This is a genomic window from Maridesulfovibrio spiralis (SeqCode), assembly GCF_048571135.1.
Classification (GTDB): domain Bacteria; phylum Desulfobacterota; class Desulfovibrionia; order Desulfovibrionales; family Desulfovibrionaceae; genus Maridesulfovibrio; species Maridesulfovibrio spiralis.
Genome location: NZ_CP182344.1, coordinates 14,852 through 41,665, shown reverse-complemented (window position 1 = coordinate 41,665; position 26,814 = coordinate 14,852). Strand labels below are relative to the sequence as shown.

Annotated in this window: 27 protein-coding genes; 14 read left to right on the top strand and 13 right to left on the bottom strand. The window is 48.7% G+C overall.

Translation table 11 applies throughout. The features are described from left to right. Positions 1-56: 56 nt before the first annotated feature. On the bottom strand, positions 57-1,754 hold the full coding sequence (locus ACNI29_RS00240; RefSeq protein WP_419780192.1) for a YcaO-like family protein: 1,698 nt from the start codon (positions 1,752-1,754) through the stop codon (positions 57-59). Between the two features lie 157 nt (positions 1,755-1,911). Here ACNI29_RS00240 and ACNI29_RS00235 point away from each other — a divergent pair, with 157 nt between their 5' ends. Together ACNI29_RS00235 and ACNI29_RS00230 are read left to right on the top strand one after the other, a co-directional pair. Then, the gene (locus ACNI29_RS00235; protein ID WP_419780191.1) at positions 1,912-2,610 is read left to right on the top strand and encodes a TVP38/TMEM64 family protein; all 699 of its coding nucleotides are present in this window, start codon (positions 1,912-1,914) and stop codon (positions 2,608-2,610) included. 80 nt (positions 2,611-2,690) lie between these two features. Beyond that, a complete protein-coding gene (locus tag ACNI29_RS00230; RefSeq protein WP_419780190.1) occupies positions 2,691-4,748 on the top strand; it encodes a PAS domain-containing sensor histidine kinase in 2,058 nt (685 codons plus the stop codon). Here ACNI29_RS00230 and ACNI29_RS00225 read toward each other — a convergent pair. The 5 genes from ACNI29_RS00225 to rdgC all read right to left on the bottom strand — a co-directional run bounded on the left by ACNI29_RS00225 (position 4,745) and on the right by rdgC (position 8,944). Next, complete coding sequence (locus ACNI29_RS00225; RefSeq protein ID WP_419780189.1) at positions 4,745-5,962, bottom strand: ABC transporter substrate-binding protein; 1,218 nt, start codon at positions 5,960-5,962, stop codon at positions 4,745-4,747. The genes ACNI29_RS00230 and ACNI29_RS00225 overlap by 4 nt on opposite strands. Then, positions 5,959-7,113: a patatin-like phospholipase family protein gene (locus tag ACNI29_RS00220; protein ID WP_419780188.1), complete on the bottom strand. Its 1,155-nt coding sequence runs from the start codon at positions 7,111-7,113 to the stop codon at positions 5,959-5,961. Before ACNI29_RS00220 ends, ACNI29_RS00225 begins: the two co-directional genes overlap by 4 nt. A gap of 80 nt (positions 7,114-7,193) precedes the next feature. Continuing rightward, a complete protein-coding gene (locus ACNI29_RS00215) occupies positions 7,194-7,757 on the bottom strand; it encodes an arylesterase (RefSeq protein WP_419780187.1) in 564 nt (187 codons plus the stop codon). A 2-nt stretch (positions 7,758-7,759) separates the two neighbouring features. Continuing rightward, the gene (locus ACNI29_RS00210; RefSeq protein ID WP_419780186.1) at positions 7,760-8,293 is read right to left on the bottom strand and encodes a hypothetical protein; all 534 of its coding nucleotides are present in this window, start codon (positions 8,291-8,293) and stop codon (positions 7,760-7,762) included. Between the two features lie 33 nt (positions 8,294-8,326). Next, positions 8,327-8,944: a recombination-associated protein RdgC gene (rdgC, locus tag ACNI29_RS00205; protein ID WP_419780185.1), complete on the bottom strand. Its 618-nt coding sequence runs from the start codon at positions 8,942-8,944 to the stop codon at positions 8,327-8,329. Between the two features lie 241 nt (positions 8,945-9,185). Here rdgC and ACNI29_RS00200 point away from each other — a divergent pair, with 241 nt between their 5' ends. The 3 genes from ACNI29_RS00200 to ACNI29_RS00190 all read left to right on the top strand — a co-directional run bounded on the left by ACNI29_RS00200 (position 9,186) and on the right by ACNI29_RS00190 (position 10,454). Then, on the top strand, positions 9,186-9,389 hold the full coding sequence (locus ACNI29_RS00200) for a hypothetical protein (protein ID WP_419780184.1): 204 nt from the start codon (positions 9,186-9,188) through the stop codon (positions 9,387-9,389). A gap of 92 nt (positions 9,390-9,481) precedes the next feature. Beyond that, positions 9,482-9,859, top strand: coding sequence for a hypothetical protein (locus ACNI29_RS00195; RefSeq protein ID WP_419780183.1), 378 nt, complete (start codon positions 9,482-9,484; stop codon positions 9,857-9,859). Between the two features lie 154 nt (positions 9,860-10,013). After that, on the top strand, positions 10,014-10,454 hold the full coding sequence (locus tag ACNI29_RS00190; RefSeq protein WP_419780182.1) for a response regulator: 441 nt from the start codon (positions 10,014-10,016) through the stop codon (positions 10,452-10,454). A gap of 91 nt (positions 10,455-10,545) precedes the next feature. On the opposite strand, the gene ACNI29_RS00185 is transcribed toward ACNI29_RS00190, so the two are convergent. Both ACNI29_RS00185 and ACNI29_RS00180 read right to left on the bottom strand, forming a co-directional pair. After that, positions 10,546-11,508, bottom strand: a complete 963-nt coding sequence (locus ACNI29_RS00185; RefSeq protein ID WP_419780181.1) for a D-2-hydroxyacid dehydrogenase — start codon at positions 11,506-11,508, stop codon at positions 10,546-10,548. Between the two features lie 42 nt (positions 11,509-11,550). After that, a complete protein-coding gene (locus ACNI29_RS00180; RefSeq protein ID WP_419780180.1) occupies positions 11,551-12,096 on the bottom strand; it encodes a PilZ domain-containing protein in 546 nt (181 codons plus the stop codon). 225 nt (positions 12,097-12,321) lie between these two features. Here ACNI29_RS00180 and ACNI29_RS00175 point away from each other — a divergent pair, with 225 nt between their 5' ends. Continuing rightward, positions 12,322-12,465 (top strand): hypothetical protein, encoded by a 144-nt coding sequence (locus tag ACNI29_RS00175; protein WP_203544513.1) that lies wholly within the window; start codon positions 12,322-12,324, stop codon positions 12,463-12,465. Positions 12,466-12,575: 110 nt separating this feature from the next. On the opposite strand, the gene ACNI29_RS00170 is transcribed toward ACNI29_RS00175, so the two are convergent. Continuing rightward, the gene (locus tag ACNI29_RS00170) at positions 12,576-13,061 is read right to left on the bottom strand and encodes a hypothetical protein (RefSeq protein ID WP_419780179.1); all 486 of its coding nucleotides are present in this window, start codon (positions 13,059-13,061) and stop codon (positions 12,576-12,578) included. Further along, a complete protein-coding gene (gene rfbA / locus ACNI29_RS00165; protein ID WP_419780178.1) occupies positions 13,061-13,942 on the bottom strand; it encodes a glucose-1-phosphate thymidylyltransferase RfbA in 882 nt (293 codons plus the stop codon). Before rfbA ends, ACNI29_RS00170 begins: the two co-directional genes overlap by 1 nt. A 134-nt stretch (positions 13,943-14,076) precedes the next feature. On the opposite strand from rfbA, the gene ACNI29_RS00160 reads away from it, so the two are divergent. From ACNI29_RS00160 to ACNI29_RS00140, 5 genes are all read left to right on the top strand, one after another. Continuing rightward, positions 14,077-14,781: a DUF1614 domain-containing protein gene (locus tag ACNI29_RS00160; RefSeq protein WP_419780177.1), complete on the top strand. Its 705-nt coding sequence runs from the start codon at positions 14,077-14,079 to the stop codon at positions 14,779-14,781. A 25-nt stretch (positions 14,782-14,806) separates the two neighbouring features. Continuing rightward, positions 14,807-15,583, top strand: coding sequence for a MogA/MoaB family molybdenum cofactor biosynthesis protein (locus ACNI29_RS00155; RefSeq protein ID WP_419780176.1), 777 nt, complete (start codon positions 14,807-14,809; stop codon positions 15,581-15,583). A gap of 111 nt (positions 15,584-15,694) precedes the next feature. Beyond that, positions 15,695-17,119 (top strand): TolC family protein, encoded by a 1,425-nt coding sequence (locus tag ACNI29_RS00150; RefSeq protein WP_419780175.1) that lies wholly within the window; start codon positions 15,695-15,697, stop codon positions 17,117-17,119. Between the two features lie 126 nt (positions 17,120-17,245). After that, entirely contained in the window at positions 17,246-17,473 is a 228-nt protein-coding gene (locus ACNI29_RS00145) for a dual CXXC motif small (seleno)protein (RefSeq protein ID WP_419780174.1), read from the top strand. 16 nt (positions 17,474-17,489) lie between these two features. Continuing rightward, positions 17,490-18,401, top strand: coding sequence for a lytic murein transglycosylase (locus tag ACNI29_RS00140; RefSeq protein ID WP_419780173.1), 912 nt, complete (start codon positions 17,490-17,492; stop codon positions 18,399-18,401). A 244-nt stretch (positions 18,402-18,645) separates the two neighbouring features. Here the strand turns inward: ACNI29_RS00140 and ACNI29_RS00135 are convergent, their stop codons facing one another. After that, positions 18,646-19,752 carry a glycosyltransferase gene (locus ACNI29_RS00135; protein WP_419780172.1) on the bottom strand — a complete coding sequence of 369 codons (1,107 nt, stop codon included), beginning with the start codon at positions 19,750-19,752 and terminating at the stop codon, positions 18,646-18,648. A 174-nt stretch (positions 19,753-19,926) separates the two neighbouring features. On the opposite strand from ACNI29_RS00135, the gene ACNI29_RS00130 reads away from it, so the two are divergent. Beyond that, complete coding sequence (locus tag ACNI29_RS00130; protein ID WP_419780171.1) at positions 19,927-20,823, top strand: glycosyltransferase family 2 protein; 897 nt, start codon at positions 19,927-19,929, stop codon at positions 20,821-20,823. A 27-nt stretch (positions 20,824-20,850) separates the two neighbouring features. Here the strand turns inward: ACNI29_RS00130 and ACNI29_RS00125 are convergent, their stop codons facing one another. Further along, positions 20,851-21,213 carry a molybdenum cofactor biosynthesis protein MoaE gene (locus ACNI29_RS00125; RefSeq protein ID WP_419780170.1) on the bottom strand — a complete coding sequence of 121 codons (363 nt, stop codon included), beginning with the start codon at positions 21,211-21,213 and terminating at the stop codon, positions 20,851-20,853. A gap of 29 nt (positions 21,214-21,242) precedes the next feature. On the opposite strand from ACNI29_RS00125, the gene ACNI29_RS00120 reads away from it, so the two are divergent. Beyond that, positions 21,243-23,885: a tetratricopeptide repeat protein gene (locus ACNI29_RS00120; RefSeq protein WP_419780169.1), complete on the top strand. Its 2,643-nt coding sequence runs from the start codon at positions 21,243-21,245 to the stop codon at positions 23,883-23,885. A gap of 142 nt (positions 23,886-24,027) precedes the next feature. Further along, positions 24,028-25,014, top strand: a complete 987-nt coding sequence (locus tag ACNI29_RS00115) for a VgrG-related protein (RefSeq protein WP_419780168.1) — start codon at positions 24,028-24,030, stop codon at positions 25,012-25,014. A 283-nt stretch (positions 25,015-25,297) separates the two neighbouring features. Here ACNI29_RS00115 and ACNI29_RS00110 read toward each other — a convergent pair whose 3' ends face one another. Next, entirely contained in the window at positions 25,298-26,809 is a 1,512-nt protein-coding gene (locus ACNI29_RS00110; RefSeq protein WP_419780167.1) for an NFACT RNA binding domain-containing protein, read from the bottom strand. Positions 26,810-26,814 lie beyond the last annotated feature (5 nt).

Sequence of the window (26,814 nt, the reverse complement as noted above, 5' to 3'; positions counted from 1 at the left end):
GAAAGTAATGCTTGATATACTGTGTCTTTTATGTAGTCAAGCTTATAGTCAACATATTACAGAAGATTTTTAATGTCGAGATAGTTCCTGTAGAGTCTTTTGCTGATGCGCGAGAATTTGTCGAGGTCGGAAACTATTTCGAGGCCGGGAACAATTGCCCGTGTTACGGGAATCTCCAGATCCTTGCGGGTCAGGTCCACGTAGTAGGGGGCAAATCCGTTGGCGGCAAGGGTGTTTTCGATGACCATAACATCGCCGTCTGCGCTTCCGGTGCTCAGGTCGGGCAGGTCTTCCAGCTTGCGTACCGGCAGGCCTTCAGGGGTTTCCTGAGAGAGCGGTCCGGGGAACGGATAAGGAATTTCTGTCAGTGCTGAGAGCAGGGCCCGTTTACCGGAGAGGTTACAGCCTCCACCGTTGTTGATGTCGCCGTGCCTGCCTACTGCAAAGGCAGTGTAGCAGGGAACGCCCAGCTCTGATGTCTTGTCCTGAAACCAGACATTGATGCCGCTTTCTTTTAACGCGTTGAGGTGCTTCTGCACTTCTTCATCATCGGATTCAATGGTGAAGCACTTTTCCTTGTCAAAAGGAATAGTGGCATCGGAATCACGCTCAAGAACCTCCAGAAGTCCGCTGAGGCGGGCTTCGGCAACAGTATTGCCGGAAGCTAGTCCGGTGGAGCTTAGGCCGCTGAAAAGGTTCTGTTCATCAAGGTTGCAGAACAGGAATACGTGCTGCACCGGAACCTGTGCCTGAACATGGTTTTCGCCGTCGAATTTCTCGGCAGGCATCCACCAGAGCTGCTGGCCTTCGTAAGGAGCTTCAAGGCCGAGGTCTGCCGGGTTTATGGCTGGACATTTGGCGGAAATTTCATCGTAACTGCCTTTGATTACGGGCAGGGAAGCGGTGCGGTTTCCAACACCGTTTTTGCCGATGCTGGCGTAGGAACTGACCCTTTCAGCCACTTCCATTGTACAGGATACGCAGGCCTGCTCAAAGGTGAAGCCGCGACCGTAGCTGGTCTGCATGGCGCGAAGGGAGTTGCTCAGGCAGCCGTTGTCCGTGCGGTTGTCGACCATCCAGTGGTGCAGCACGGCAAAGGGGCTGAGGCAGCCTTTCTGGCGCATCTGGGGTCCCATGTAGACACCGACTGTTTCGAGCTTTTTGTGGGCGTTTGCGGTAACTTCCTTAATGGGAGCACGCTCTTTCGCCGGAGGCAGCTTGTCTTCGCTTTCCAGTTTTTCACGAATGGAGGAAGCAGTTGTAAATTTTGCTGAAGGCAGCTCTTCTTTTGTGTAAGGCGGCTCGATTCCGGCTTCATCCGGGTTGGGCAGTTCAGTGTGCCAGCCCATATTGGCTGAGAAAATCTCGCTCCATTTGTTGTGCAGAGGCTGGTCTTCCAGTAAATGGGAACGCAGGTGCAGAGTGGGGGTGAATTCTTTCAGCTCTTCAGCATCGAAAAGCCCTTCTACCTCGGCTCGCAGTGACTCGAGGCGGGGATGGGTGATAACTGCCTCATAAATCAGGGCGGCCAGTACTTTCTTTTTGGGGTCACCCTTGATCTCTTTGATTATCTTCTGAATTTTGCGGGTCCGGTGCTTGCCGAGCTGGTCAAGCATGTGCCGGTGCATGAATTCATCATAAGGGTGTGCTTCAAGGTGGGCCAGTACTTCGGAAAAGCTCAGGTTCGGTCCGGGGAAAGCGGCAAAGCACCCGGTTCCTGAAATGGTATCCATTAATTTGAGTTCGTAGCGCATATTCTTTCCTGATTATTGTTTTCTGAAATAAAAAATTTCAGTATTTAACGTTGCGTTGGTCAGCGTTTGTTATCCTTATCTTTAAAGGATGTCACGTCAGGGACAGATTCAGACCGATATGGTAGGGTATTTAGAGCTGCAAGTGAAGGGAGAAAATATGCACCGGAAAAAAATATATTCTAAAAAAATAATTGTACATGGTGCTTTGATTATTATGTTGGTGGGCGTACTGTCTTTTGCCGCAGAGCATTGGGGGGAAGGGCATCTCTCGGTTATTGCGGATTGGATAAAAGCCAGCGGAAACTTCGCGCCCTTCCTGTTTATGGCGATTAATGTTCTCGGCATGGTCATAATGATTCCGCAGACTCTGTTTACCGTGGTGGCCGGGGTTCTTTTCGGTGCGGTAAAAGGGACGGGAATGTGCCTGCTCAGCATGGCGGCTGGTTCAGCGATATCATTCTTTCTGGGCAGATTTGTTTTCCGGGGACGCGTGCTGAAGCGATTCAGGCACGATCCCAACTTCATGAAAATGGAAATGCTCAGCCGGGAGCACCCCATTAAAGTGCTGGCGTTGAGCCGGATCGTACCTGTTGTGCCTTACTCTGTGGCCAACTATCTCTGGGCGGCGACCGGGGTTCGTTTTCTGCCTTTTCTGGTCATGAGTGTGGTCTGCCTGATTCCCGAGACGGTTTTTCTGACTGCCGGAGGGCATCTGCTTTCCGCAGGAGTGCGTAAGGGAACAGTGAACTGGGAAATGATGGGGCTGGCCGGTGTTGCGGCCTTGCTGATCTTTTTCCTTGTACGTGCTGTGCAGCGGAGTATTGAGAAGGATACTTCCGCTCAAATAAATGAATAATAAAGTTGGTTATAGAGGTCTCTGGTATGCATTTTCGGCGTTTCTTCAGTTGGGACTGGATTCAAACTGTTTATCTCCCGATGTCGTTGCTTTTGGGGATTCTCATGTTTGTTGTTGCCCACCGGGATGCAACCGTGCGAATTGACCAGTTTCATAAGAATGAACGTTTTTATGTTGATTCCGCTGCGCTGAGTCTTGATCTGGAGATGAACAAGGTAATCTCGGGGATTAAGTTTTTAAGTGGACATGAAGCACTTCATAAACTCTGGGATGAACAGGGGGCTGCCGCTATTTCCGAATTGCAGAAGGAGTTTTCCCATTTCTCTGATATCTCCGGTAAATTTGATCAGATCAGGATTTTAGATAAAAGCGGAATGGAGATGCTGCGGGTCAACAAAGGTGCGCATGGGGCGGAGATTGTGCCCGCTAATAAGCTTCAGGACAAGAGCGATCGTTATTATTTTAAAGAGGCGATCGGTCTTTTGCCGGAGCAGATTTATATTTCACCTTTCGATTTAAATATTGAGCATGGCGCGCTTGAATATCCCTTGAAACCAATGCTGCGTGCAGCCACCCCGATCATCGGCTCTGAAGGGGAGACAAAAGGGTTGCTGGTAGGTAACTTTCTGGGCCGGACAGCCATTGAGAATCTGGTTGACATTTCCCGCGAGGCCGACAGCTCACTTATGTTTGTTACTTCCGACGGAGCATGGCTTTACGGCGGTCCGCTTGGCTGCGACTGGGCATTCATGTTTCGGGACCGCAGGCAATGTTCTTTTGAAGATTGGAGCCCTGACGCATGGGCCCAAATTTATGGCAATAAAAGTGGACAGTTCGAAGGGAGAAGAGGGCTGTATACTTTTCAGACCATTTCGCTTTCTGCCCAAGGCAGTGATTCTGATCCGGAGACTGTCATGCAGCATACGCCATCAGCACCGGGCAGGTCATGGAAACTGGTTTCTTTTGTTTCTGCAAGTGACATCTGGAAGATTTCAAAACTTCCGTATTTTGTTTCCGCAGGTGTATATGCTTTCCTGCTTATCCTGCTTGGTGTGATTACTGCCGCCAAGCGACGCAAGGACCGGGAATTAAAGATTGCTTTGTCGGAATTTGAGGCTTTGTTCGAGAACAGTGCCCTTGGTTTTGCCCTGCTCAAGGGCGATAGGGTTTTTCATCGCGTAAACTCACGGCTCTGCAAAATTCTCGGTTATGCCGAGCATGAGCTGTTGGGTGAAACAAGCCGCAAGCTGTACGTTTCGGATGAGGCTTTTGCCGAGGCGTGGCAGGGAACAGACATCATGCTCAGCACCGGTGAGGTTGTTCAGCGTGAGGTGCAGTTCCGTCAGAAGGCTGGCGATTTAATCTGGTGCCGTATCTCCGGGCAGGCGATAGCCCCCGGTGATTTGCATGAGGGAATTATCTGGACTCTGGAGAATGTTACTGAACGCAAGGAGTTTGAAAACCTCAGTGAAGAGGTGGACCGCATCATGCGTCATGATCTCAAAGCTCCGCTGACCGGGGTAATCAATCTGCCGATGATTATCGCCGCCGAGGGCAACTTGAGTGAAATGCAGATCGAAAGTCTTGATCTGATTGAAGAGGCCGGGACTCGGATGCTTTCCCAGATCAATTTATCCCTGAATATGTTCAAGATTGAATCCGGTACTTATGAACATATTCCGGAGCGGGTTGATATCGTTCACCTGCTTACCAAGCAGGTCCGCTATTTCAAACGTTCAGCTCTTGCCCAGTATCGCGGGATTGTCCTGCTTTTCGATGGTGAAGTCGTTGCTGATTCTGATTTTCTGGTAGTCAGTGCGCGGGCAGACTTCTGCCATATCGTTTTCTCGAATATTATTAAGAATGCACTTGAGGCAACACCCAAGGGCGAAACTGTGACAATTTCCATTGAGCAGGGGCCACCGCATTTAGTGCGGGTTCATAATGTGGACAGTGTTCCGCTTAAAGTGCGTGATGCCTTCTTCGATAAATATTCTACGGCAGGAAAAGCGCATGGTTTAGGGCTCGGAACCTACAGTACCCGCATGCTCATGGAGGCCCAGCACGGTTTTGTGCAGATGGAAACCTCCGAAGAAAGCGGGACAACAATTACCGTGGGATTTGCTGTTGAAGATTAATCAAGCACTGTTGCCAGCGATTTCTGTCCTGATCCGATCCGGATGATGTAGAGCGGCTTTTCTGCGCTGCGGCCTTGAAAGGATATTTTCCCGCAGACACCTTCGAAATTTTCAATTCTCATCAGTTCTTTTCTGATGGCGGCTGATGTTGGGGTTGTTTTTCCTGCCGCAGCCAGCAGCATGATGGAATCAAAGCCCAGAGCCGCATATCCGGTTTGCGGGCTGCTGCCGAACAGATTTTTGTATGATTCAACAAAGGAGCGCACCAGCGGTGCTTCACGGTCCATGCCGGCTTGTGAGGCATGGTAGACCGTTGCCGGATACTCCCGCATTTCTTTTTGCATAGAGACGGTATCAAAGCTTGTCCCGCCCAGAACAGGGTAGGGTTGCTGCGACAGCTTCAGATGCTTCAGCAACTTGGCGGCGATACTTGGCGGTGCGAAGACTACGATGCCTTCAATCTGGGGCTTTGCCGGTTCCGTTTCCCTTTTCTGGATGGTCATGCCGGCCACGTTGTCAGCAAAGTTTCCTGTCTCCAAGCTTTCATCGATGACGGTGCTGTTGGTCGCTTGGACCGGGGCCAGTTCAACAAGTTTTCGGGTGACGTAAGATAAATCAGGGTCCGGTTCGGTGATGCGCATTTCAGCCATGATCCTGCCGCCGTTTTGTTTGAAACGGCGGGCGAAGCTGTCCGCCTGTCGCGCGGCACTGTCGGAAAGATCGGAGCGGATCAGCATGATATTGTTGGTCTGCATGGTGTTTGCTGCAAATTCTGCCAGCAGTTGTCCGGTTCTGATGTCCGGAACAGCAAGGGTAAATATGTTGCTTCCGGTGTGGGAAAGGGAATCGGATTGCGCTCCGGTGCACAGAAAAGGCAGGTTCGCGGCCTGAAAAGCCGGCGCGGCTGTCAGGGATGCATCTTCGGATATAATGCCTGTTGTCGCTATGATCCCTCTGGATTTAGAAATTTTGTTCACTCCGTTGAGAACCCCGGTGGTATCTCCGCTGATGGATACGACCTCAAGCCTGATCTTGATCTGTTTTCCTGATTCATTTATTTTTTTCACAGCCAGCAAAGCACCGTTCAATGCCTCCTGCGCCGTAGGACCCTGACTGCTTTTAAGTTCGAAAAGAGTGCCCAGCACCATTTCCCCGGCAAAGGCCGGAGAACCGGCGACACAGATAAAATAAAGCAGAAATGCTAAAAGTCTCACACTCCGGTCCTCTTTCGTTCTTTGCGGTTCTTGATAATTTTAAAAGTCCTTTTCTTTTCATCCTTAGGTTGTTCCGTGGGAGTCGTTTCTGTCTTTGTGCCGGTTGCAGCATTCTCTTTTTTCAAGTCTTCGGCTGTCTGTTCCCGTTTTTCTTCTTCCCCAGCCCTTGATTTGGCGATTTGTTCTTGTTCTTCCTTGCGCTTACGTTCTTCTTCGCGCAGCTTTCTTTTCTTTTTGAATTCTATGACCGCTTCTTTAAAATCAGCTTTCTTATTGGTGAAGGCTACCTTCCCGGCATGCACGATTTCAGTCAGCTTGTTAACCTCCCAAAGCTCGATGGGCCGTGGGTGCTTGATGTAGACCGGGATAATTTCATGGTGGTGCAGGTCGATGGACAGGGGCAGCTGGCTGGTAAGAATTGAGCGTTTAAAAATCCGTGAAGTGTTCAGATAGCTGGAAACAAAGCTGTCCGGTTCCGGGTTGCAGGCATCATCAAAGTAGATGGCGATGATTATATCGATCTGCCTTTTTACGCATTCCATAATCGGAACAGGTGAGGAGAATGCACCGTCGATGAGTCGCTTGCCGTCCACATTACCCGGAGGCATGAGCGGATAAATGGCACTGCTGGCATAGATGGCCTGCGCGAGGTTGCCTTCTTCGAGAATCACCGGTTTTCCGGTTTCCAGGTCGGTGGTGGAGATCAGCGTTTTGGGCGAAAGGTCCGAGATGTCGGTCTTTTTGAACAGGGTCTCGTAGGTCCGGCGCAGACAGTCGGTTTTCAGGATTCCCGACTCGGCAGTGAACCTGCCCATTCCGGTGCTGGCGATTTCCAGCACGGAATTGTAATCCACGTCGGTGTAAAAGCGGGGATCAACAGTTTTTGAGAAAACTTCCTGAATCTGTTTCAGGTCATACCCCGCCCCCATGAATCCGGCCAGCAGCGCACCGCCGCTAACCCCGATTACAAGGTCTATGTCTATTTTTTCAGCTTGCAGGTACTCAATAAAAGGCAGAGCACAAAAGGATTTGATTCCTTCTGAACCGAGAATCAATGCAACAGACGGACGTTCAGGAGCTTTGGGCTTCTTCTGTTTTTCTGTCTGCTCTTCCTGCTGCTCAGATGGGATGGGCTGATTGTTTTCTTCCATTCTTTCTCCATGCTTTGTTCGAAAAGATACATGGCCCGGAGGAAAAAAACAACAAGGATTGCAGTGTTAAAGGAGTTGTCCTACTCGGGGATGGATTCCAGAAAGGCCTTGAACTCCGGAAACATATTGCTGACCATAACAGTGACTCCTTCGCTGTTCGGGTGCACTCCGTCCGGCTGATAATATTCGGGTTTTTCCCCAATGCCTTTGGTCAGGTCCGGGTAAAGGGGTACTTTGAACTTGTCAGCAACCTCGGCGAATATTTTCTTGAATTCAGAGCTGTAGGATTGCGGGGTGAAGTTCATGGGTTTGAAACCGAGCAGCAGAACCGGGATACCGGCTTCCTGAAAGGCTTCGACCATGCGTGCGAGGTTGGCTTTGGTCTGTTCCGGGTCCATTAGTTGAAAGCAGTCGTTGGCCCCGAATTCGATGTAGGCTGCATCCGGGCCGCTCTCAATAACGTCGGCAAGGCGGAATAGCCCGTCCGCGGAAGTATCCCCGGACAGGCCGAAATTGTTGATTTCCACATGGAAGCCTTCTTCCAGCAGCCAGCGTTCAAGCTGGGCCGGAAGGGAACTGTATGCCGGAAGTCCATATCCTTCAGTAAGGCTGTCCCCGAACGCCGCCAATGTGATTTTTGCCATTCTTATTTTTCTCCCTCGCGCAGCCAGTTCTGAAATTTCGAAACCTCATCTTTCCACTGGTCGGAGATACGGATGGTGATGAATTCTTTGAAAACGTGATCAAAGAGGGTGATGCATTTTTCTATCAGATAAATCTTCTCAAGAAATTTGGAATCCGGGTCGTCGCCTTCTTCATCCTTCATATCCACTTTGGGAGTTTTCAACCCGCTCATGGTGAAGTCTTCGGCTTTGACCTGCATCTGCCAGAGGTTTTCATCAATTTCCATTTTCAGCTGGCAGCGGGTTACTTTTTTCCCGGTGCGCAGGCCGTAGAGGACTTCGGTCATGTCTCCGCTGGCGGAGTTTACGGTAGCGGTATCGACGTTTTCACCGTCGCCGCCCTGCACGGACATGCGCTGTTCCATGTAGAGCATGAAACTTTCACCGTTTTCAAGCTGGAACATGCCATCCTGTTTTTCACTTTTATACCAGAGCCAGGTCAGGAAGTCCTGACCCAGAAGAGTGTTTTCCCTTTCGGCAAGCATCATGAGGTCCATAGCGTGTGCTCCTTTGCGTAAATTCTTTTGGCCCTAGCCTACGAAGTAGGTGGGATCGAGCGATTCGAGTTTTTGTACAGCCTCTTCGCCGAGCATTTCCATGGCCAGAAAGAAGGGAGTCAGCGGTTCAAGGGTCAGTTCAAATGTTTCGGAAAAGTGGTCGGTAAACAGGTCCATGACCTTGGTGTTGGTGGCCGCAAGGTACAGGCGGTTTTCCGGCACATTCCATACGACATCGAAAACCGCCGGGATGGGCAGGGAACGGGCGCGCAGTTTAAGGGTAACTTGTTCCTTAATTTCCCTTTTGCGGTCGCGGGAGATGAAATTTTTTCCTTCTTTCTTGGCTTCGGCAAGCTCGTGGTTCAGCGCGATCTGGAAGTGTTTTTTCAACACTGCGGGCTGGATTCTGCGGGTATCAAGGCGCAGTGAAAAGGTGAAGTAATGGGCTTTTTCCGGCGGGGAAACGGCCCATTTGTCATCCAGCATATCGTCCATGTTTACCCAGCCGAAGGATCTCTCCTCGGCAGTGTGGTCGATGTCTTTGAATGCGAATTTAGCTAATTTTTCAGGTATTTCCCTGATCAGTTCATCGCTGACCTCTTCCAGAATCCTGTATCTGGTGATCCCTGTGCTGGCTGAAAGTATAGGCAAAGTATGCTCCTTGAACCGGCTGTCATTTTGTTGGCGCTGCCGGATTTATTTCGCTGTGATGATAAACACAAACGATATTTGTTATGACCATTTGTTCCGTATGTAAAGGGAAGAATTTCCTATTACGCAAGTATGGCATATTAGGTGCATAATATATTTCAGTTGTAGAAGATTGTAAATCAGGCAACCCCCAAAGGAGGATCTAGTCAGTGTGAGCTGATGTAAGCCGGTGGAGGTCATTATGACTCTCATAGAAGTTCGGACCGAAGGAAATTATATAATAATTGGTAATCAGCGCAGAAAGAAGCTGACATCCGACGGCTGCAACGAGCCGTTTAAGGACCGTTTCTGGTGCCCGCGTAAAAAGTGGTTTATGAAAAAAGCATGTCCTTTCATGAATAGGCTTGAGTGCGGAAACTACCGGCATATGTGCGGCTCGCTATAACAGGTCGCTGTTGATAGATTATCTTTTTTCCTTGCCATTTATCAGTCAGGGGTTTTAAAAATGTACGGTAATTCAATTTAACGGGAGAAAATATGAATTCCGAGAATCCGTACATACTTCTGACTGAATGGCTTGAAAAGGAAGCGGCTGAAATCCGCAGTATTGAGAGTGAGGCGCATGCGGCCCTTCATGAACGCAATGATGATTCAGCGTACAGGGATCTGATGCGCAGCAAAGCCATGAAGCTCGCTTCGCTTGCGGAGCAGAGTGGTGATATCGTTGATGTTGTTGAAAATAATGAATTGAGACCTTTTATAGAGAAAATTAACCGTTTTTCTCAATCCGCAGCACAATCCCTTGAAGTCGGCAGTGTTTTTTTTATGTCCGCCCTGCTTTATCCTGAAGAGCATAAGGAAGGTGATCCGAATGACCTTGAGAATTTCATTGATGAACTAAAATCTTTGACATGATTTTCAGGCAGTTGCCTTTGCGCTTTGTTTGATATGTGTTATTTATTCCGTAGGGTGGTTGATTTTGAGTGATCATTGTAATAATACATGTCGCCGTAACGTAGGGAGTGTCTCATTTTTTCGTTTTTTTTTGACTTAAGTGTAAGGTAAATTAATGCTGGATTCAGGAAGAGTCGTTGGCGGCATGGAATATATTGAAGGAGCTATTAAGCCTTTGAAAATTTTGCTTGCAGAAGATTGTGAAAACAATGTTCTTCTGGTGCAGCTGTACCTGAAGAAGTTCCCGTATTTCATCGATGTCGCTGAGAATGGTCATGCTGCTTTTGAGCTGTTTCAGCGTAATGAATATGATGTCGTGCTCATGGATATTGAGATGCCTGTTACCGATGGTTACGAGGCAACTACTCTCATTCGCGGGTATGAGGAGCGGAATAGCCGAGCGAAGACCCCGATTGTTGCCGTTACAGCCCATGCCCTGCCTGAAAATGAAGACCGGGCCTATGAAGTCGGTTGTGACTATTTTCTGACCAAACCGGTCCGCAAGGCGGATCTTATTTCAACTGTGCAGAAATACGCAAACATCGAACCAGCTTAAGATTTATCCTCAAGTTACCAAATGAAACGGGCTGGCATAGTTATCTATGTCAGCCCGTTTTTGTATTTATGCGCAGTTGCAGGAGGCTCAGTTAAACCCCGTTGACTACGTTTACGGCTTTGCCTGCCATAAAAGCTTTTACATTTTCAACGGTGGTCGCGGATAAACGGGAGCGGGCTTCTAGTGTGGCCCATGCAATGTGCGGGGTAATAGTCAGGTTAGGTGTGCCGGAAAGAGGGCTTCCGGGCAGCATTGGTTCTTCTCCGACAACATCAAGAGCTGCTCCGGCGATAATGCCTCCCGTCAATGCTGCGGCGAGATCAGCTTCATTGATCAGCGGACCTCGCGCGGTGTTTATCAGGTAAGCATTGGGCTTCATGGTTGCAAGCAGCTTTTTGTTGATAAATTTTTCATTGTCATCAGTCAGCGGGCAATGCAGGGATACAACATCAGCTTCCCGGAAAAGTTCCCCCAGCTCAACAAAGCTGAACGGGGCGTAATCCGGTTCCGGCTTCGGTCTTGGAGCATAAGCGAGGACATCCATGCCGAAAGAGTTGGCGATGGTTCCGACTTTCCTGCCGATATCCCCAAATCCGACAATGCCCATTTTTTTCCCGGCCAGTTCGATGAGCGGTGCATTCCAGAAACAGAAATCTTTTTGTTCGGCCCACTGACCGTCTTTGACTGCACGGTCATGCATGGCAACCCGGTTGGCGTGGCTTAGTAGTAGTGCAAAAACGTGCTGAGCGACAGAAGGAGGAGAATAGCCCGGAACATTTGAAACCGGGATATTACGTGCTCTTGCCGCGTCCAGGTCAACAACATTGTAGCCTGTAGCCAGCACGGATATGAATTTCAGATTCGGCAGTTCGTTGATGATTTCCGCACCAAGCAGGGTCTTGTTGGTCAGTATAATGTCTGCATCCTTAGCCCGTTCAATGGTTTGCCCGGGGTCGGTACGGTCATAAACTGTAAGATCGCAGATTTTTTCCAGCCCGGTCCACGGGTTGTCGCCCGGATTTAAAGTGTAGCCGTCAAGGATTACTGTCTTCATAGCTGTTTCCTGTTGTTGCCAGCATATTGGCCGGGCTAGAATTTATAGCTTAATTTTTTTGCGTGCTGCAGGTGCGATGCCTCGTTTCTTTTGCGCTTCAACTTCTCTTGCGATTTCTTCTTCGGTCTTGTCCGGGTGTTTGCCGGAATGTTTTTTCTGGATCATGCGCTTTTGCGCGGCCAGCACAATTTTGCTTATGATCTTGTCCTGAGAACGTTCAAGGTCTGTAAATTCACAGCCTACTATTTTAGGCGTCCGGCGTGTGATTTTCAGCTTCAGGTGTTTGAGTACAGGTTTTCCGGACCAGAGGAGAACTGCTTCTATTACAGTACCGACAGGAAATTCTTTGGAGCTGGAAAAGCCGATTCCGCTTGCGCTGATATCGTGTACTCTGCATTTTACACGCGGAGTTCGACAGATCACGTGCATGTTGTCTACATCGATTCTAAAAGCCCGGCGGGCTGCTGGAACCTGTTTTTGAGGGCAATAGTCGATGCCTAGCGATTCTGCATTTTTTCTGCCCAGCATGCGGTCCAGCTTGGCTTTAAGCTTGCTGACCAGCCCTGACTTGTTATTATCTTTACCCATTCTTTTCCCCTGATGAAAGGTATCCGGATAATTTCAGTATTAAGATGTTCAACTCGTCAATATTATTAATGTAAATAATAAGTGCAAGTTGTTGTTATCATATCGTTCTGTTCTTGTTTGTCAATATTTATACTGAAACTAGCGCTTGACATTATTGCAAATAATAGCGAAGAATAATCAAAATTTTGGTAATAAATCGGGTTAAATACTTGGAGGTATTTGGGCATGATCGGTGAACTTATCAGTAATATGGGCCACAGCACAACTGCTGGCTTTGTAGGTGTATCCCTCATTTTTGGTTATCTTGCATGGATGTTGTTCATGATTTTCCGCAGGATTGAGGAAGGCAAAAAAGAAGGTCACCATTAGGAAAATTTTTGAAATGGACGCAAGTCCTTTCAATAGAAAAAGGCGCGGATTCCGCGCCTTTTTTTTGTTCTTGAAATAGAAGCAGGTTTCGGAAAAAACGGAATTCAAGTTCATTTCAATTTATTGTTGATGGCTGTCAGCTGTTCCAGCACAATGTTGAGTTGTGCGTCAAAAATGAGTGCCAGATCCCTCAACTTCTGTTCTTTGGCTTTAGCCAGGATATCGCGCACAAAATTCTTGCGGCGGTTGAAGTCATTGTATGCGTATGCGCATTTACGCTTCAGCAGTTCCGCTTCGTGACTTTGAAATTTTGAGTCCCGCTTTACGAGATTTACCACCGAGTAAAGTGAAGTCAGGCTGTGAATCTGCATTTTACTTGTTTTACACAGTCCGGACATATCCTGCAGGGCGTAGACCCGGTCCGGTTTGGTGTCGGCTCCGGAAATTTTATCAAATTTCATGCTTAATGTTCTGAAAGAAGCTTCTACGCCTGAGATTTTGCCGAATTCTTCAGCAAGTTTATTTTCCGCACAAAAAGCCGCAGCCGGAAGCATCAGAGCCAGAATTGTTGTCAGGATGATGACTGATTTTTTCATTATTCTTTATCCCTTGCGTCGTTATAAATTCCCATCAGATATTGACCGTAGTCGTTTTTCATCATGTCACTGGCCATGTTTTTGAGTTCATCAAGAGAGATATAGCCCATGCGGAAGGCGATCTCTTCCAGGCAGGCGAGCATGAAGCCCTGTCTTTCCTGAACAGCTTCCACATATGACGCCGCCCTAAGCAGAGACTGGTGGGTTCCCATGTCCAGCCATGCATATCCTCGTCCGAGCAACTCCACGTTGAGTTTGCCCCGTTTGAGGTATTCGTTGTTTACATCGGTGATTTCCAGCTCTCCACGCGCGGAGGGCTTGATATTCTTGGCGATCTCAATGACTGAGTTGTCGTAGAAATACAGCCCGGTAACCGCAAACTTGGATTTGGGGACTTCCGGTTTTTCCTCAATACTTATGACACTTTGGTTCTTGTCGAACTCGACTACACCGTATCTTTTGGGGTCTTTGACCGCGTAAGCGAAAACTGTCCCGCCTTCTTTGAGTCCGGCTGTCTTCTGCAGGATGTGAGGCAGGTCGTGGCCGTAAAAGATGTTGTCCCCGAGGATGAGGCTGACGCTGTCGTCACCGATGAAATCTTCCCCGATGATGAAGGCTTGTGCCAGACCTTCCGGCTTGGGCTGTACTTTGTAGGAAATGTTGATGCCGAGGTTTGAGCCGTCACCAAGCAGGTCTTCAAATCTATGCAGGTCTTCCGGGGTGGATATGATCAGGATGTCCCTGATGCCTGACATCATATGGATGGAAAGCGGGTAGTAGATCATCGGCTTGTCGTAAACCGGAAGCAATTGCTTGCTGACAACTCTTGTCAGGGGATAGAGTCTTGTGCCGGATCCTCCGGCCAGAATAATTCCTTTCATAATAATTAACCTTCCTCACGCTGATTATCTCTGGTAACCCGAAATTAAATTAGCAATAAAATCTTGAGGTGTCTGCATTTATAGCATTAAATGGGTTGAATTTGTCCACACTTGCAAAAAAGGAGTTTCGTCCGATGCGCGGTCCCATGTTTTCTCTGCCCACTGTGATGTTTTTGGGCGTCATTTTTTTTGTTCTCATATTCTTTTTGTTTATATTTGTACAGGTTGGTCTGGTTACCGTGGCTTTCTCAAAACTGGGCCTGACTCCGGGACAGGGATTTTTGCTGCTCATCGCCACTCTGCTCGGAAGCGGGGTCAATATTCCGGTTTTCCGTTCGGAAAGACTGGTTCCGGATGTTCGCATCAGGCAGGTGCGCATGTTCAATCCGTATTCTCCCATGGGTGCACAGCGTGATGCCGCAACCCTGACCAATCAGGTGGTGGCTGTGAATTTCGGTGGCTGTGTGATTCCGGTACTGCTCTCACTTTCCCTGCTTGGAAAGTACGGATTCGATTTCTCCATCCTGCTTTGCATTGCGGTGGTCAGTGCTGCTGCCTACGCCCTTGCCCGGCCAATTCCCGGAGTCGGGATCGGTATTCCGGTACTCATTCCGCCGTTGATTACCGCGCTTGCGGCCCTGATTTTCGTGCAGGGTGAAATGGCACCTATAGCGGCCTATGTTGCAGGTAGTCTCGGAACATTGATAGGTGCGGATCTGTTGCATCTCGCCACTCCTGCTACGCGGCGGGTGCTCGATGCCCCGTTGGTCTCCATCGGCGGGGCCGGGACTTTTGACGGAATTTTTATTACCGGAATTCTGGCCGTACTGCTGGCCTGATCATTATATTAAGGAGTGATTCCAGATGATGAAGTGTGATTTTTCTACGATAAAAGTTGCAGGTGCAGGCAGCAGGATTGTGTTAGGTGATCCGGGTTCCCAACCGGAAGGGTGTTTATGCGCTTCTCTTTCCGGCAATCTTTCCGGGCTGCGGTCCGGGATGATTCTGGAGGAGGGCGGTAAAAGCCTGCTGCGTATTCTTTCGGGAAGCTGGACTCCGGGCGTTCCCGGAGCGAGGTCATGGACAGTTGAAGTTCTTGGCGAACTTCCGCAGGGGAAGATTGAATTGTCTCCGAAAAAAGATGGCTACTCCCTTGCTTATGTAACCCTCAGCGACAAGGGTGCAGCAGGGCAGCGTGAAGACGAAGCCGGGCCTTTAATTGCGGAAATGATAAAAAATGCACTTCCTGTTTCCATTGCACAGGGTTATCTGATTGCGGATGAAAGTGACGACCTGAAAGCCTTGCTGATGCATCTGGCGCATGTGTGCGGTTTTGATTTGATCATGACTACCGGGGGAACCGGGGTCGGGCCGCGTGATGTCTCCCCCGAGACAACCCTTGCGGTGATTGAAAAAAGGTTGCCCGGTTTTGAGCGTGCTATCACAGCAACGGGACTGGCTAAAACCCCTCATGCCATGATTTCTCGTGCTGTGGCCGGAACATTGGGAGAGAGTGTAGTGGTAAATTTTCCGGGAAGTCCCAAAGCCGTTCGGGAAAGTCTTGAAGCCGTTATTCCCGCTCTTAAGCATACCGTTGATAAGTTGCAGGGAGATAAAACGGATTGTGCGCAGGTTTCATAGTGTTTAAAACAAATTGAGACTTGATTCCTTGCTCAGGAACATCTATATAAGATTTGATTTTTGTATCTCTAATTACTTGCAGAATAAAACCACACGTTCAGGATGTGTAGAATGAAGCGCAATATTACGTTTTTTGTTGTTTTGATTTTAATGCTCTCTTTCGCGTCTTTCGCCAGCGCACAGCAGGATGCTGAAGCTGAGAAAGGCGAAGCCAAGGCACCGGTTTCCATGGAGGAAGCCACCACTCAGGTTCCGCAGGCTGAAACCGAAGAAGAAAAAGAAGCCGACATGACCCTCACTCTTGAGGAATGTGTTGAACTCGGCCTCAAACAGAACCCGACTATTATCGCCGCCCGTAAGAGCCTGCTGGCCGCGGAAAGTGATGTGAAAAGACAACGCGGTGCATTCGGTGCTCCGGTGACTACTACTTACGGCTACACCCACAACGGTGATCAGCCCCGCTCCGGAAATACTCCGGCAGACTATCAGGATAAATGGGCTTTCACCGTAAACGTCAGCCAGCCGCTGTTCAAAGGTTTTGAGCTGCTCTCCAAGTACCAGAAGACCAAATTGCAGCGTGCTTCCACCGAAGCAAGCCTCTACAATGCAGAGCTGACCCTGATCAGTAACATTCAGACTTCTTTCCTGACCCTGTTGCAGGGCCGCATGGAAGTTAAGAGTAAGCAGGATTCTGTTGCTCGTCTGCAATCCCAGCTTGATGTTATTCAGGCTTTCTACCAAGTTGGTCTGAGACCTCGCGTTGACGTACTGCAGGCTGAGGTTGAACTTGCCAATGCCGAGCAGGATCTGCTCATTGCCAAGAACTCTGTGGACTCCAAGGTTGCAAGGCTCAACACCCTGCTTAACCTGCCCATCGAGAAGAAAGTCAATTACTCCGGCGAACTGACCTATCTTCCTTTCTCCATGAACCTTGATGAATGCATCGCTAAAGCAGATAAAGGACGTCCCGATCTCGAGATTGCACGTAAGTCTGTTGAAATAGCAGAAGAAGATGTAACCATCGCTGAAAGCGGTTTTTATCCCGACATCACTGCTGATTTCAATTATGGAAGCTCCGGCGGTGATCCTTCCGTAAGCAAAAATAAGTATAACTATCAGGATCGTCCGGACTACTGGAATGTCGGCGCGAACCTGAACTGGCAGGTTTTCAGCTGGGGACAGACATACTACGACGCTAAGCGTGCCGAAGATAGTGTCAAAAAAATCAAGTCCGAATACGACAACACCAAGCTGGAAGCTTCCTACGAAATCAAGGACCAGCTGCTCAGCCTCAAGGCTGCTGCAGACCGTATCGGTGTAGGCCGCAAGTCTGTTGAAGCTGGTCGCGAAGGTTACCGTATGGCTATGGCCCGCTATCAGGCTCAGGTCAGCACAAACAACGAAGTGCTTAACGCCCAGTCCCGTCTGAGTGACAGTGAAGCCCAGCTTATTCAGGCTCTGTCTGACTATCAGGTTGCACTTGCAAGACTCTACGTTGCAATGGGTGATATGAATCCTTCCCTCAAAACAAACTAGGGGTTGGATCAGCCTTAAGCTGAAGTAAAATCTTTATCCGGCAGATTGCGTCCAGCAGTCTGCCGGATTTTTATTGTGGACATTGAGTTGTGATAAATTTTATATTGCTTACTGTTGGAGGGGCCGATGTTTAGAGCCAGAAACCTATTCAATAAAACCGCGCAGGGTGCTAAGCATGACCAGGAAGGTCGATGCAGCAGTTGTGGTGGTGATCTGTACACTCATCGCGAGTGACGGGGCGTATTTTTACGCTGCGGGTCTTGCGGTAAAAAATTTAATGTTGCTGACTATTCGGAATACATAGACGACGATTTTGAAGAAGAGATGGCCAATGTGCCTATGAACAGGCTTTAACGGAGTTCCAGATTCTATGCGCAGGAAACTGTTGATATTATTTTTTATTTTCATACTTGGAAGCACTTCTCTCGCTTCGGCTGCAGATTCCCACAGTTGGGACGGGCTTAAAGCCAGACTGGTAGCTGACGGTTTCAATAAGGAATATGTGGATGCGGTCTTTTCGGCCAGTTCGCTGGAATACAGTTCCGCAATGATGGCCCGCAAGATGCGGGTGCTGCTTAAGCGCAGATTCGAGCCGCCTGCGAAAAAAGTGGCCCGCGAAAAAGAATTCGATGAAAGATATGTCGGCCCGATCATGCTTGCCGGGGGCTACTCCTATCTGCGTGAGCATTATGAATTGCTGCAAAGAATAGACAAACGTTACGGTGTTGCACCATCTGTGCTGGTTGCGCTTTTACTGGTGGAGACCAAGCTCGGTTTCACTCTCGGCGATGCTCCTGCATTTAATAATCTGGCGAACATGGCCGCAAGTTCTGATCCGCTCAAATTTTATGACGAACTTGGTTACGAAAAGCTGGAAGAAAAAGATATGGCATGGCTCAAGAAAAGGACCAAAAAGAAGGCGGATTGGGCCTACAAAGAGCTTTCCGCGCTGCTGACTTTCTCTTCCCGGAATTCAATCGTACCTACCGAGATTCCCGGATCTCCTTACGGTGCTTTCGGGATCTGCCAGTTCATGCCCAGCACTGCTATTCATTACGCAGTGGATGGGGACGGCGATGGACGTATAGACCTGTTCGGGCGCGAAGATGCACTGTTCAGCATGGCCAGTTTCCTTAAAAGGCACGGTTGGAAAAATTCGCTGAGCAAGGAGAAGAAACTCAAGGTCATCTATCGCTACAACCATTCCATGGTCTATGCACGGACGATCTACGAAGTTTCGCGCCAGCTTGAAAAAATCCGCTCCACCTTCGGACCTGATTAGTTTTCTATGCCTCCTCATCCCCATTCTTTCAAAGACGTTTTAATAAGCTTCGCCGGGATAATTTGTCAGATTGAAAATAAACAGCCCCGCAATATTTTCATAAATATTGCGGGGCTGCTTTTTTGATGATCTAGAAACGAAGAGGCGAAGCCCCGATGAAAAGTTTTGAAGAGTCCAGAGAAACTTTTGCCAAAAGTTTTTTTGGCCCCCGGAGGGAATCACGGTAGTGCCGCCGGAACCATCTTTAATTCAAGACGCTCTGATATAAAGTCATAGTCCGTTTCAGGAAATCTTCGCCCGAAAGTTGCGACATGGTGCGCTTGTGTTCTTCGAGCAGCTTTTCCCGGAACTCGGGATTGTTGATTGCTTCGGTAAGTTTAAGGGCCAGCAGGTTCACGTCTCCCGGCGGGAATAGTGCTTCGGCTGGCAGCAGATCGGGCATTACGCCAACGGAAGAGGATATCAGCGGGATTTCACAGGCCATGATTTCGAGTGCTGCGCGGGCGATGGTTTCCGACCAGAGTGATGCGATAACACCGATATCCATTGCAGAGATGCAGGCGGTTACGTCTTCACACTTACCGCTGATGGTAGTGATGTCGGTCAGGTTGTTATCGGTCAGCCAGGTATCAATTTCATGCTGGCTGGTGGCGGTAGGAAAGCCGATCAGGAAAAGTTTAACACTTTTACCCTGTGTGTTATTACGTGCCTTGGCAAGGGCTTCGATCAGCTCTTTCTGCCCTTTAACCCGGTCGAATCTGCCGAGCATTCCGACAACTATATCATCGTCAGTGAACCCGAATTGTTCACGTATTTTGAGCCGACCTTCGGGGGAGAATGTGAATTTTTCCTTGTCCACTCCGCCATGAATCAGCCAGAGGCGGTTTTCGGCCAGCTCCATTTTTTTAAGGAAATGGTCGGCCATTTTTTTGTTGGTAACTACCACCGCGTCGGCTACCTTGGAGTGCAGGTAACGGTTGAAAAAGTCGCTTTTGGGCAGCCTTTGGTCCCCACGTGTCCTGATCAGTTTGTAGCCCATACGTATTTTACGCAGTATTCCCCACCAGAAAAAAGCTTCCCCGCGATGGCAGTTGACTACATGCGGACGGTGTTTTTTGACCAGTGACAGGACCTGTGCACACGCCTTGACCAGCTTGTGAGGGTGGGCGGAGTTCAGTTCAATTGTTTCCACATTTAAGCCCATTTCACGGGCTTTTGCTTCTGTTTCTGTACCGGGAACTGTGATTAGCAGCACTTCATGGCCGGCATCCTGCAGCAGTTTACTAAGGTACAGGGCGTACCATGAGGTGGCATTGAACCAGCGGACGTTGATGACTTGGAAAATTTTCATGTGGGTAAATGGCAATCCGTAAACTAATGGGTCAGCTAGAATGGCCGATAACAATGTGTATCAGCGTAAAAAACAACCTTGGGCAGCTATACATAGCCTATGTTTTTTTATTAACATGATCAAATAACATTTGGCTTGGACATTATTTTTTATTGTAATAATACAGGTGATTAATTGGATATTTCTAACGATGGACCCAAAGTGTCCGTAATTATACCCACTTACAACAGGGCGGAGCGGATCTGCCGGGCGGTGGATTCGGTTCTGGCCCAGAAATTTGTCGATTTTGAGTGTCTGGTTGTTGATGACGGCTCAAGAGACAATACTGCTGATAAACTGGCGAAGTATGATGATCCCCGGCTTAAGCTGTTTTGGCGCGAGAACGGGGGAGTTTCGGCTGCACGTAATTTTGGGATTGAGAAATCATGCGGTGAGTTCATTGCCCTGCTTGATTCTGACGATGAATGGGTTCCGGAAAAGCTGCTCAAGCAGATTCCGTTTATGGAAAACGGTGGATTTGAAATCAGCCAGACTGATGAAATCTGGGTTCGCAAGGGCAAGCGGGTCAATCAGTGTAAGAAACATGAAAAACCTGAAGGAATGTTTTTTGACCGTTCACTTGCAATGTGTATGGTCAGCCCGTCCTGTGTGATATTCAGCCGTAAATTCTGGGATGAAGTGGGGCCTTTTGATGCTAAGATGCCTGCCTGCGAGGATTATGATCTCTGGCTGCGTGCCGGGACGAAGTATCCGGTAGGCCTTTTGCGTGAACGGTTGACCATCAAATACGGTGGCCGTCCGGATCAGCTTTCAAATAGCGTAGGGTGTTTGGACTTATACAGAATCTACGCTATAGTGAAGTTGTTGAATGCAGGAATCCTTTCCAGCGAAGAACGGGGGTTGGCTCTTGATGAATTGCAGCGTAAGTCCGGTTTTTATATCGGAGGATGCAGAAAAAGGGGACGTGATGATCAGGCGGATAAAATTGAGCGTTTGATCCGGGATATTTTGGATGGAGAACCGGTTCCAGCGGCTGCAGTTATTGAAAATTATAAGGGCCGGAAAGCTTAAAGCTCCCGGCCCATGAAATGGTCTTTATCAGGCCATGATTTCTTTTTTACTGAAAGCTTCGGCCTTTACCCTGTCAAGCAGGCTGGAAAGGCAAGCCTTAACGTTTTCGCGGATGTCTCCTGCTACGATGAGAAAGAGCACGTCGTCACCGGGTTTGAATACGCCTTCGTTGGCATGGGTGACGATTTTATAAATCCCGGGGAGCTGTTCATGTTCCTGACGGATCTGTTCGATTTTATCGTGGTCGGCTTTGATTTCAATACCGGTGACTTTTTCACGGCTTCCCCGGGACCAGCCACGGACAATACCGTTGTGGATCAGAATCATGCCTACGTTGTTGGCAAATTCCGGGTCTTGTTTAAGCTCTGCAATTTTTTTTGAAATGTCCATAATTCCTCCGTAGGTAAGGAGTTGTTGTTTTGTATTCGGTTTCAAGCTTATTTGAAAAGTTTCCCGTTGTCAGCCATTCTCGTATGGTAAACCGTGGTTTTGGTGTCTGGATGGTCTGGGGCGCCTCTCTTGAAGACTCCATTGTGCGTAGTATGCGTGACTTTGGTGGCATGCTCATGAGCGAGGAATCAAACCAGTCATACTGGTTTTTCTTCAGCGATGATGTCTTCAGGGTAGTGGCCCGCCTTGAAATCTGGGCCCGTTTAAATCCCATGCCGGTTTTCATGCAGGTTATGCCGGCAACTCTTCTGGTGGACTACAATCTTGATCTTTCCTTGAAGGTTGATGATGAATTCACCAATCAGCAAACCGCACTGCCCACTGAATTTGAACTGCTCATCCATCCTAAACTTGCTGATTCAGTTAAATCAATCGTCGGGTTGAATCTTGAAGACGTCAGGACGCCGACAGGTATTTCAAAGTCCGGCTGGTTTTCATTGGTTCCTGATCAAGGTCTCGGATATGACTCCTTGCAGAATTGGTATTTTATTATGATCCCGGTGGGAAATCCTTCTGATAAAGATTTCATTAAAGGCTGGCGTTCTTTCTTCTCGGAAGTTCAGGTCATGCTTCAGAAGTTGGGGATCCAGTATATCACCTCGGAAGTGAAGGTTATCCTGCCGATTACCTCTTTCTCGTTACTCAGAACATTTTTGCGTGAGTTGCTCATGCTCATCTCCCGCGTCAGAAACAGTGAAGAGGGTGCAGATGTTTCTTACTGGCCGTCAGTTATGGCTCTAGTTCCGCAGAGGAATATGAGTTTTAACGATGAAGTCATCCGGAAAGTCAATCTTGACTGGGATAAGCTTACACCGGATTGCCCGCACCTGCGCTATCGCGATGCGTTTTTACTTGGCAGCGATTTCGCAGTTAATGAGGTCCGTTTCGGCAGCGAGCAGGAGAATGTGGATGGTTGGTGTCATGTAAGTTTGCAGCATGGCGTGCATGATTCAGCCTCTTCCGCGATGGCGGTAACCATTTCGCGCCGGGTTTCAGTGGGGGAATATGAGGATTGTTTTTATTGCGGAATGAAAAACCATCCTCCTGAACTCTGCCCCAGCCGCACTCTCGTCGGGCTGGACCCTGTGGTCTGGAAGCAATTGGCGGCCGTTGATAGTGATAAATTTACTGAGGGCTTTCAAAGTATCGATATGCAGATGCAGGGAAAGGAAGACGTCATTGAAGATTTTTCCAGTCTTCTGCATAAGGGTAAGGGCTATGAAGGTATAGTCACCCGGGCTTTGTTTGCGATCAACTCAATTTCACAGCTTCGAACTTTGTATATGGTCTGGCGCAGCCGGGGTAAGGACTGGCCGCGTGGTATTAAGGACCAGGGGCCGGAAGAGGGTGAGCTTATCTGGTCTGCACTGGAAGCTTTGCGACTTGGGTCACGCAATGAAGCTGAAATTCTTATCAAGAATGCCATGATTCGTTTCAGCCGCAGTTATCAGCCAAGATCTCTGATGGCTTTTTATGAGCTGGAGATGGGGAATCAGGAGCAGGCTTTCTTTTATTGGCAGGAGGCAGAAAGGCTTTGTTATTCGCCCCTGCAACAGGGCTATTTTATATATTTGCAGGGCCGGATGAAGGAAATTCTGGGCGAATTCGGCGAGGCCAGTGATATTTACAGAAGAGCGCAGGGAAGGTGTCCCGAGTGGCTGGAACCGCATTACCGCCGTGCGGTTTGCATGGTTAAGATGGGATTTGCGGAACAGGCGATCTCTTCTTTTCAGGATATTGTATTGAAAGATCCCCATTATTTTAACAGGCTGGCAATTGACCCGGAGTTAGATCGCGGTCGTTTGACTGTCCTGCAGGAAATGGGAGAGCTATGGGACGTTGCAGAGGCTGAAGCTAAAGAAGTTGCCGCAGGCATGGATACGCTATCTGCAGACCTCGCTCAGTGGTTTGAAGAGGGGCATGAGTTTGCGGATGAAGCCACCCGGTTTATGGATCGTATGAATAAACTGGCCAAGATTAAAAACTATGTTGCTTTTCGTCAGCTCACAGCCGGTATTTCGAGACTTACGGAAGAGATTGAAAAGCGCGTTGAGTATGAAATTAAGGTTATCAACAAAAAGCTGGAAATATATCGCGAGGATTTACTTGATGTACAGCGTGAAGCTTCATGGTTCCCATTTCCGAAGCTGCTGACCGAATTCAACAGTGATTTCAACTATTGCGCAGATAAGATTTATTGGATTAAAACCCAGCAGCTCAATGCCGCGGAGACATTCCGCAAGACCCAGCGTTATCTCGATCGTATTGAAGAACGCTTGAGAAAGCTTCGAAAACGGCTGGTCACACTACGTGTCATCCGAGATTCCACTTTATTCATCATGTTGCTGGGCAGGAGCTTTGTATGGTTGGAGGTGGTTTTTCTCGGTCTGGCACTGTTGTGCATCCCATTGCTGATTTACTATTCCAATAATTTCCCACCGAATTTTATTGTCGATATGATTATCAGGCAGAAGTGGGAATTTCAAAAAGGTCTGATCCTGATCCTGAGTATTTTGGCCCTTGCGATTTCTGCATTCAGGGCTGCAGTTGTCTTTGAAAAGAAAAAGAGGGAACTTTTTCTCATTAATGACGGTAAAGATGAAGAAGATTGATTAGTGCTGTTCTAAAACGATTACAGGCTCTTTCGGTAATATCCGGGAGAGCCTTTTTCTTTGTGTGCGTGTTCATGATTGCGGTTGGTACACTTGGTGCAGTTCTTATGTCGAACAGATATTATTTTGACAGAGGGAAGCCATGACCAATGTGACCAACGATATTGCCACGATGATGAAGATGCTGGGGAATGTTTCCGGTAAGCCCGGGAACTCAGCACCGAACCCTGCCGCCGTGAAAGGGCAGGCCGGGGCTTTTGACATGGAAATGATGATGGCTAATAAGCTGTTTTCAGGTGGTTCCGGCGATGAGATGTCCAACAATATGGATATGGGTGTTATGAATGACCTGCTCATGCTGGAGGCGCTTAGTGCGCTGAATTCCATAAAGGGTCTGCAGGGATCGCAGGGCGCAGGGAGAACACAGAATCTAAACTCATATCGAGCTAATCCGGTTTCCGCTCAGGAGACTTCTGTCAAAAAAATGGACATGCCGCTTGTGTCCGGTGATCTTTCCGCAAAATTTGAGTCCGGTTCAAAAGGTGTTTCCGCCATCGGCTATGACCGTGTAGGTGGTACCTCCTATGGCAAGTACCAGATAGCATCCAAGACCGGGACTATGGATAAATTCATTCAGTTTCTTAAAGACAAGGCCCCGGAAATAGCCAACAAGTTGCTCGGGGCAGGGCCTGCCGATACTGGCTCCAAGGCCGGGACTATGCCCGATCTCTGGAAGCAGATTGCCAATGCCGATCCCAGTGGTTTTGAAAAATTACAGCACGATTTTATTCAGGGTAGCCACTACGATCCCGCTGCCAAGATGATTTTCGCAAATACCGGAATCGACATGAATTCCCTGCCCGCTCCGGTGCGTGAAGTTCTCTGGTCCACCTCTGTGCAGCACGGTCCCACCGGTGCTTCCAAATTGATATCAAGAGCCATCGATAAGCTGGCAGCCAATGCTGAAAGCAAAGGGTTTCCCGCTGATCTGGTCAAAGAAATTTACGGCGAACGAAAAGGGCAGTTCTCGTCTTCAACTGAACGAGTACAAAAAAGTGTCGCTAACAGATTTGAGCAGGAACAAAACAAAGTACTCGCCATGCTTCAGGGAATTTCCCGGACGGCTTAGTGTTGATGCCTCATCCCCTTTTCCTAAAAGACGTTTTATTAAGCTTCGCCGGTTGATGTCTAAAAGCAAACCCAAAAACATGGCCCGCAATATAAATATTGCGGGCCATGTTTTTGGGTAATTCTTAATGCGAAGCGGCGAAGCCCCGATAAAAAGTTCTGGGATTCTTGCATTAGCCGTTAGGCGAGAGCTTCTTGCTCGAGTCTTACGGATAACGACAGTGAAACAAACCCTTTTCCCAAAATGGTTTAAGCCTCCCTGCAGGGACCGCCGGTAGGCAAAATTATTCCTTAGCCAGTTTGTCTTCCAGTGACTGATCTATATCGACGTGCAGGTTTTGCAGCACGCTGTCTACGGCGACTTGCCCATGTGCCCAGCCTTTTACCTTGCGTACATCTTTTACCAGCGCGCACATGACATCCGCTTTGGAGTCGTTGGTGCGGTAGCTTTTGAGTGCAGCAAGGACAGCTGCTTCGCGCAGGGTTTGTTCCGGAACTTCCTGACTGGGATGATCCCGTTTGAGTACGACATGTGAGCCGGGTCCGCCTTGGACGTGGAACCAGTAGTCGAAAACAGAGGAGACCTTACTAAGAATTTCGTGGTTGGCTTTGCTGTTCTTGCCTCGGATCATAAGAAAACCGTCGGAAGAAATGAACAGGGCTGCAGCGATGTTCTTATATTTTTTGGGTATCTCGACGTTTTTCTTTTTCTGACCTTTGTTGGAAGAGGGCATTAGATTCGCTTTGAGGAATTGTTCATGCTCGGCTTCCACTTCCAGCCTGCGTCGTTCCATGTGCTTGAAGCCTCGCTTGGCTTTGGCTGCAAAGCGGAAGATCTTTTCCATGTTTTCAGCAGGGGTCAACAGCGGGTCTAGTTCGACTTCCATTTCGCCATGTTCGGGATGGTTAACCGTCACTCTATCCAGCTCACGCAAATCCTTCAGACGGTACATTTCCGCTTGCAGGGCTTCGGCTTCGATCTTGCGGTCCTGAAGTTTGCGTAAGCGTTCCTCTTCCTGTTCAATGCGCTGGAAAACCTTTTTGAATTTTCTTTTACCGGATTTGAGTGTGCTGCGTTGCTCAGCATTTTCCATACGTTCCATGACCGGGAAAAGAACCTTTTCTCCATAAATGGAAGCCGCATCAATGGCGGAATCGTATGCCTGCTCGGTAGCCTTGGGATTTGCCCAGACACGAGGCGGGCTGAGTTCTCCCTTCTTTTCCACAATATAAAACCGGTTGCTGGTGCCTATTTCAAGGCGGTCCAGCAGGGCGCGTCCGTCGTCTTCGGAAAGCGCGCTTAAGGTCTTGCGCAGGGGAGGGGAGATCTGTGGATACTCGCGCCAGATGTCTTCATCGCTGCGGGCTGCATCGTATGAAGGCCAGTTTACGGGCGCAGGGAATCCTTCCGGCAGGTCATGAATCAGGGAAACACCCTTTTTCATGTCCAGCAGCAGATAGCGGTATTTGTCGCGTTGTTTCCATGGGGAAAGGGTAAAGGCAACCCGCAGGTTGATCCAGTCGTGGTGGGCTTCAAAGAGCCTGCGTCCGGCCAGTCGTTTGCGCAGCCACATGACCTGTGCTGGCGGACTGGGGGGATTGACCGGTTTTACCCTTGAAATAAAGAGCAGGCCCACCGATTTGGCGGGCCTGAAAAGAAGATATTCCTTACCTCCCTTTGACTGGAGCGCGAAAGTCCACACTCCCTCAGCGGGGGCAAATATTTTTTCCACCCTGCGGCCTTTGAGGTTTTCCTCAAGTTCGCCGGTCAGGGCACGAAAGAAGTGTGCATCCATTTAGT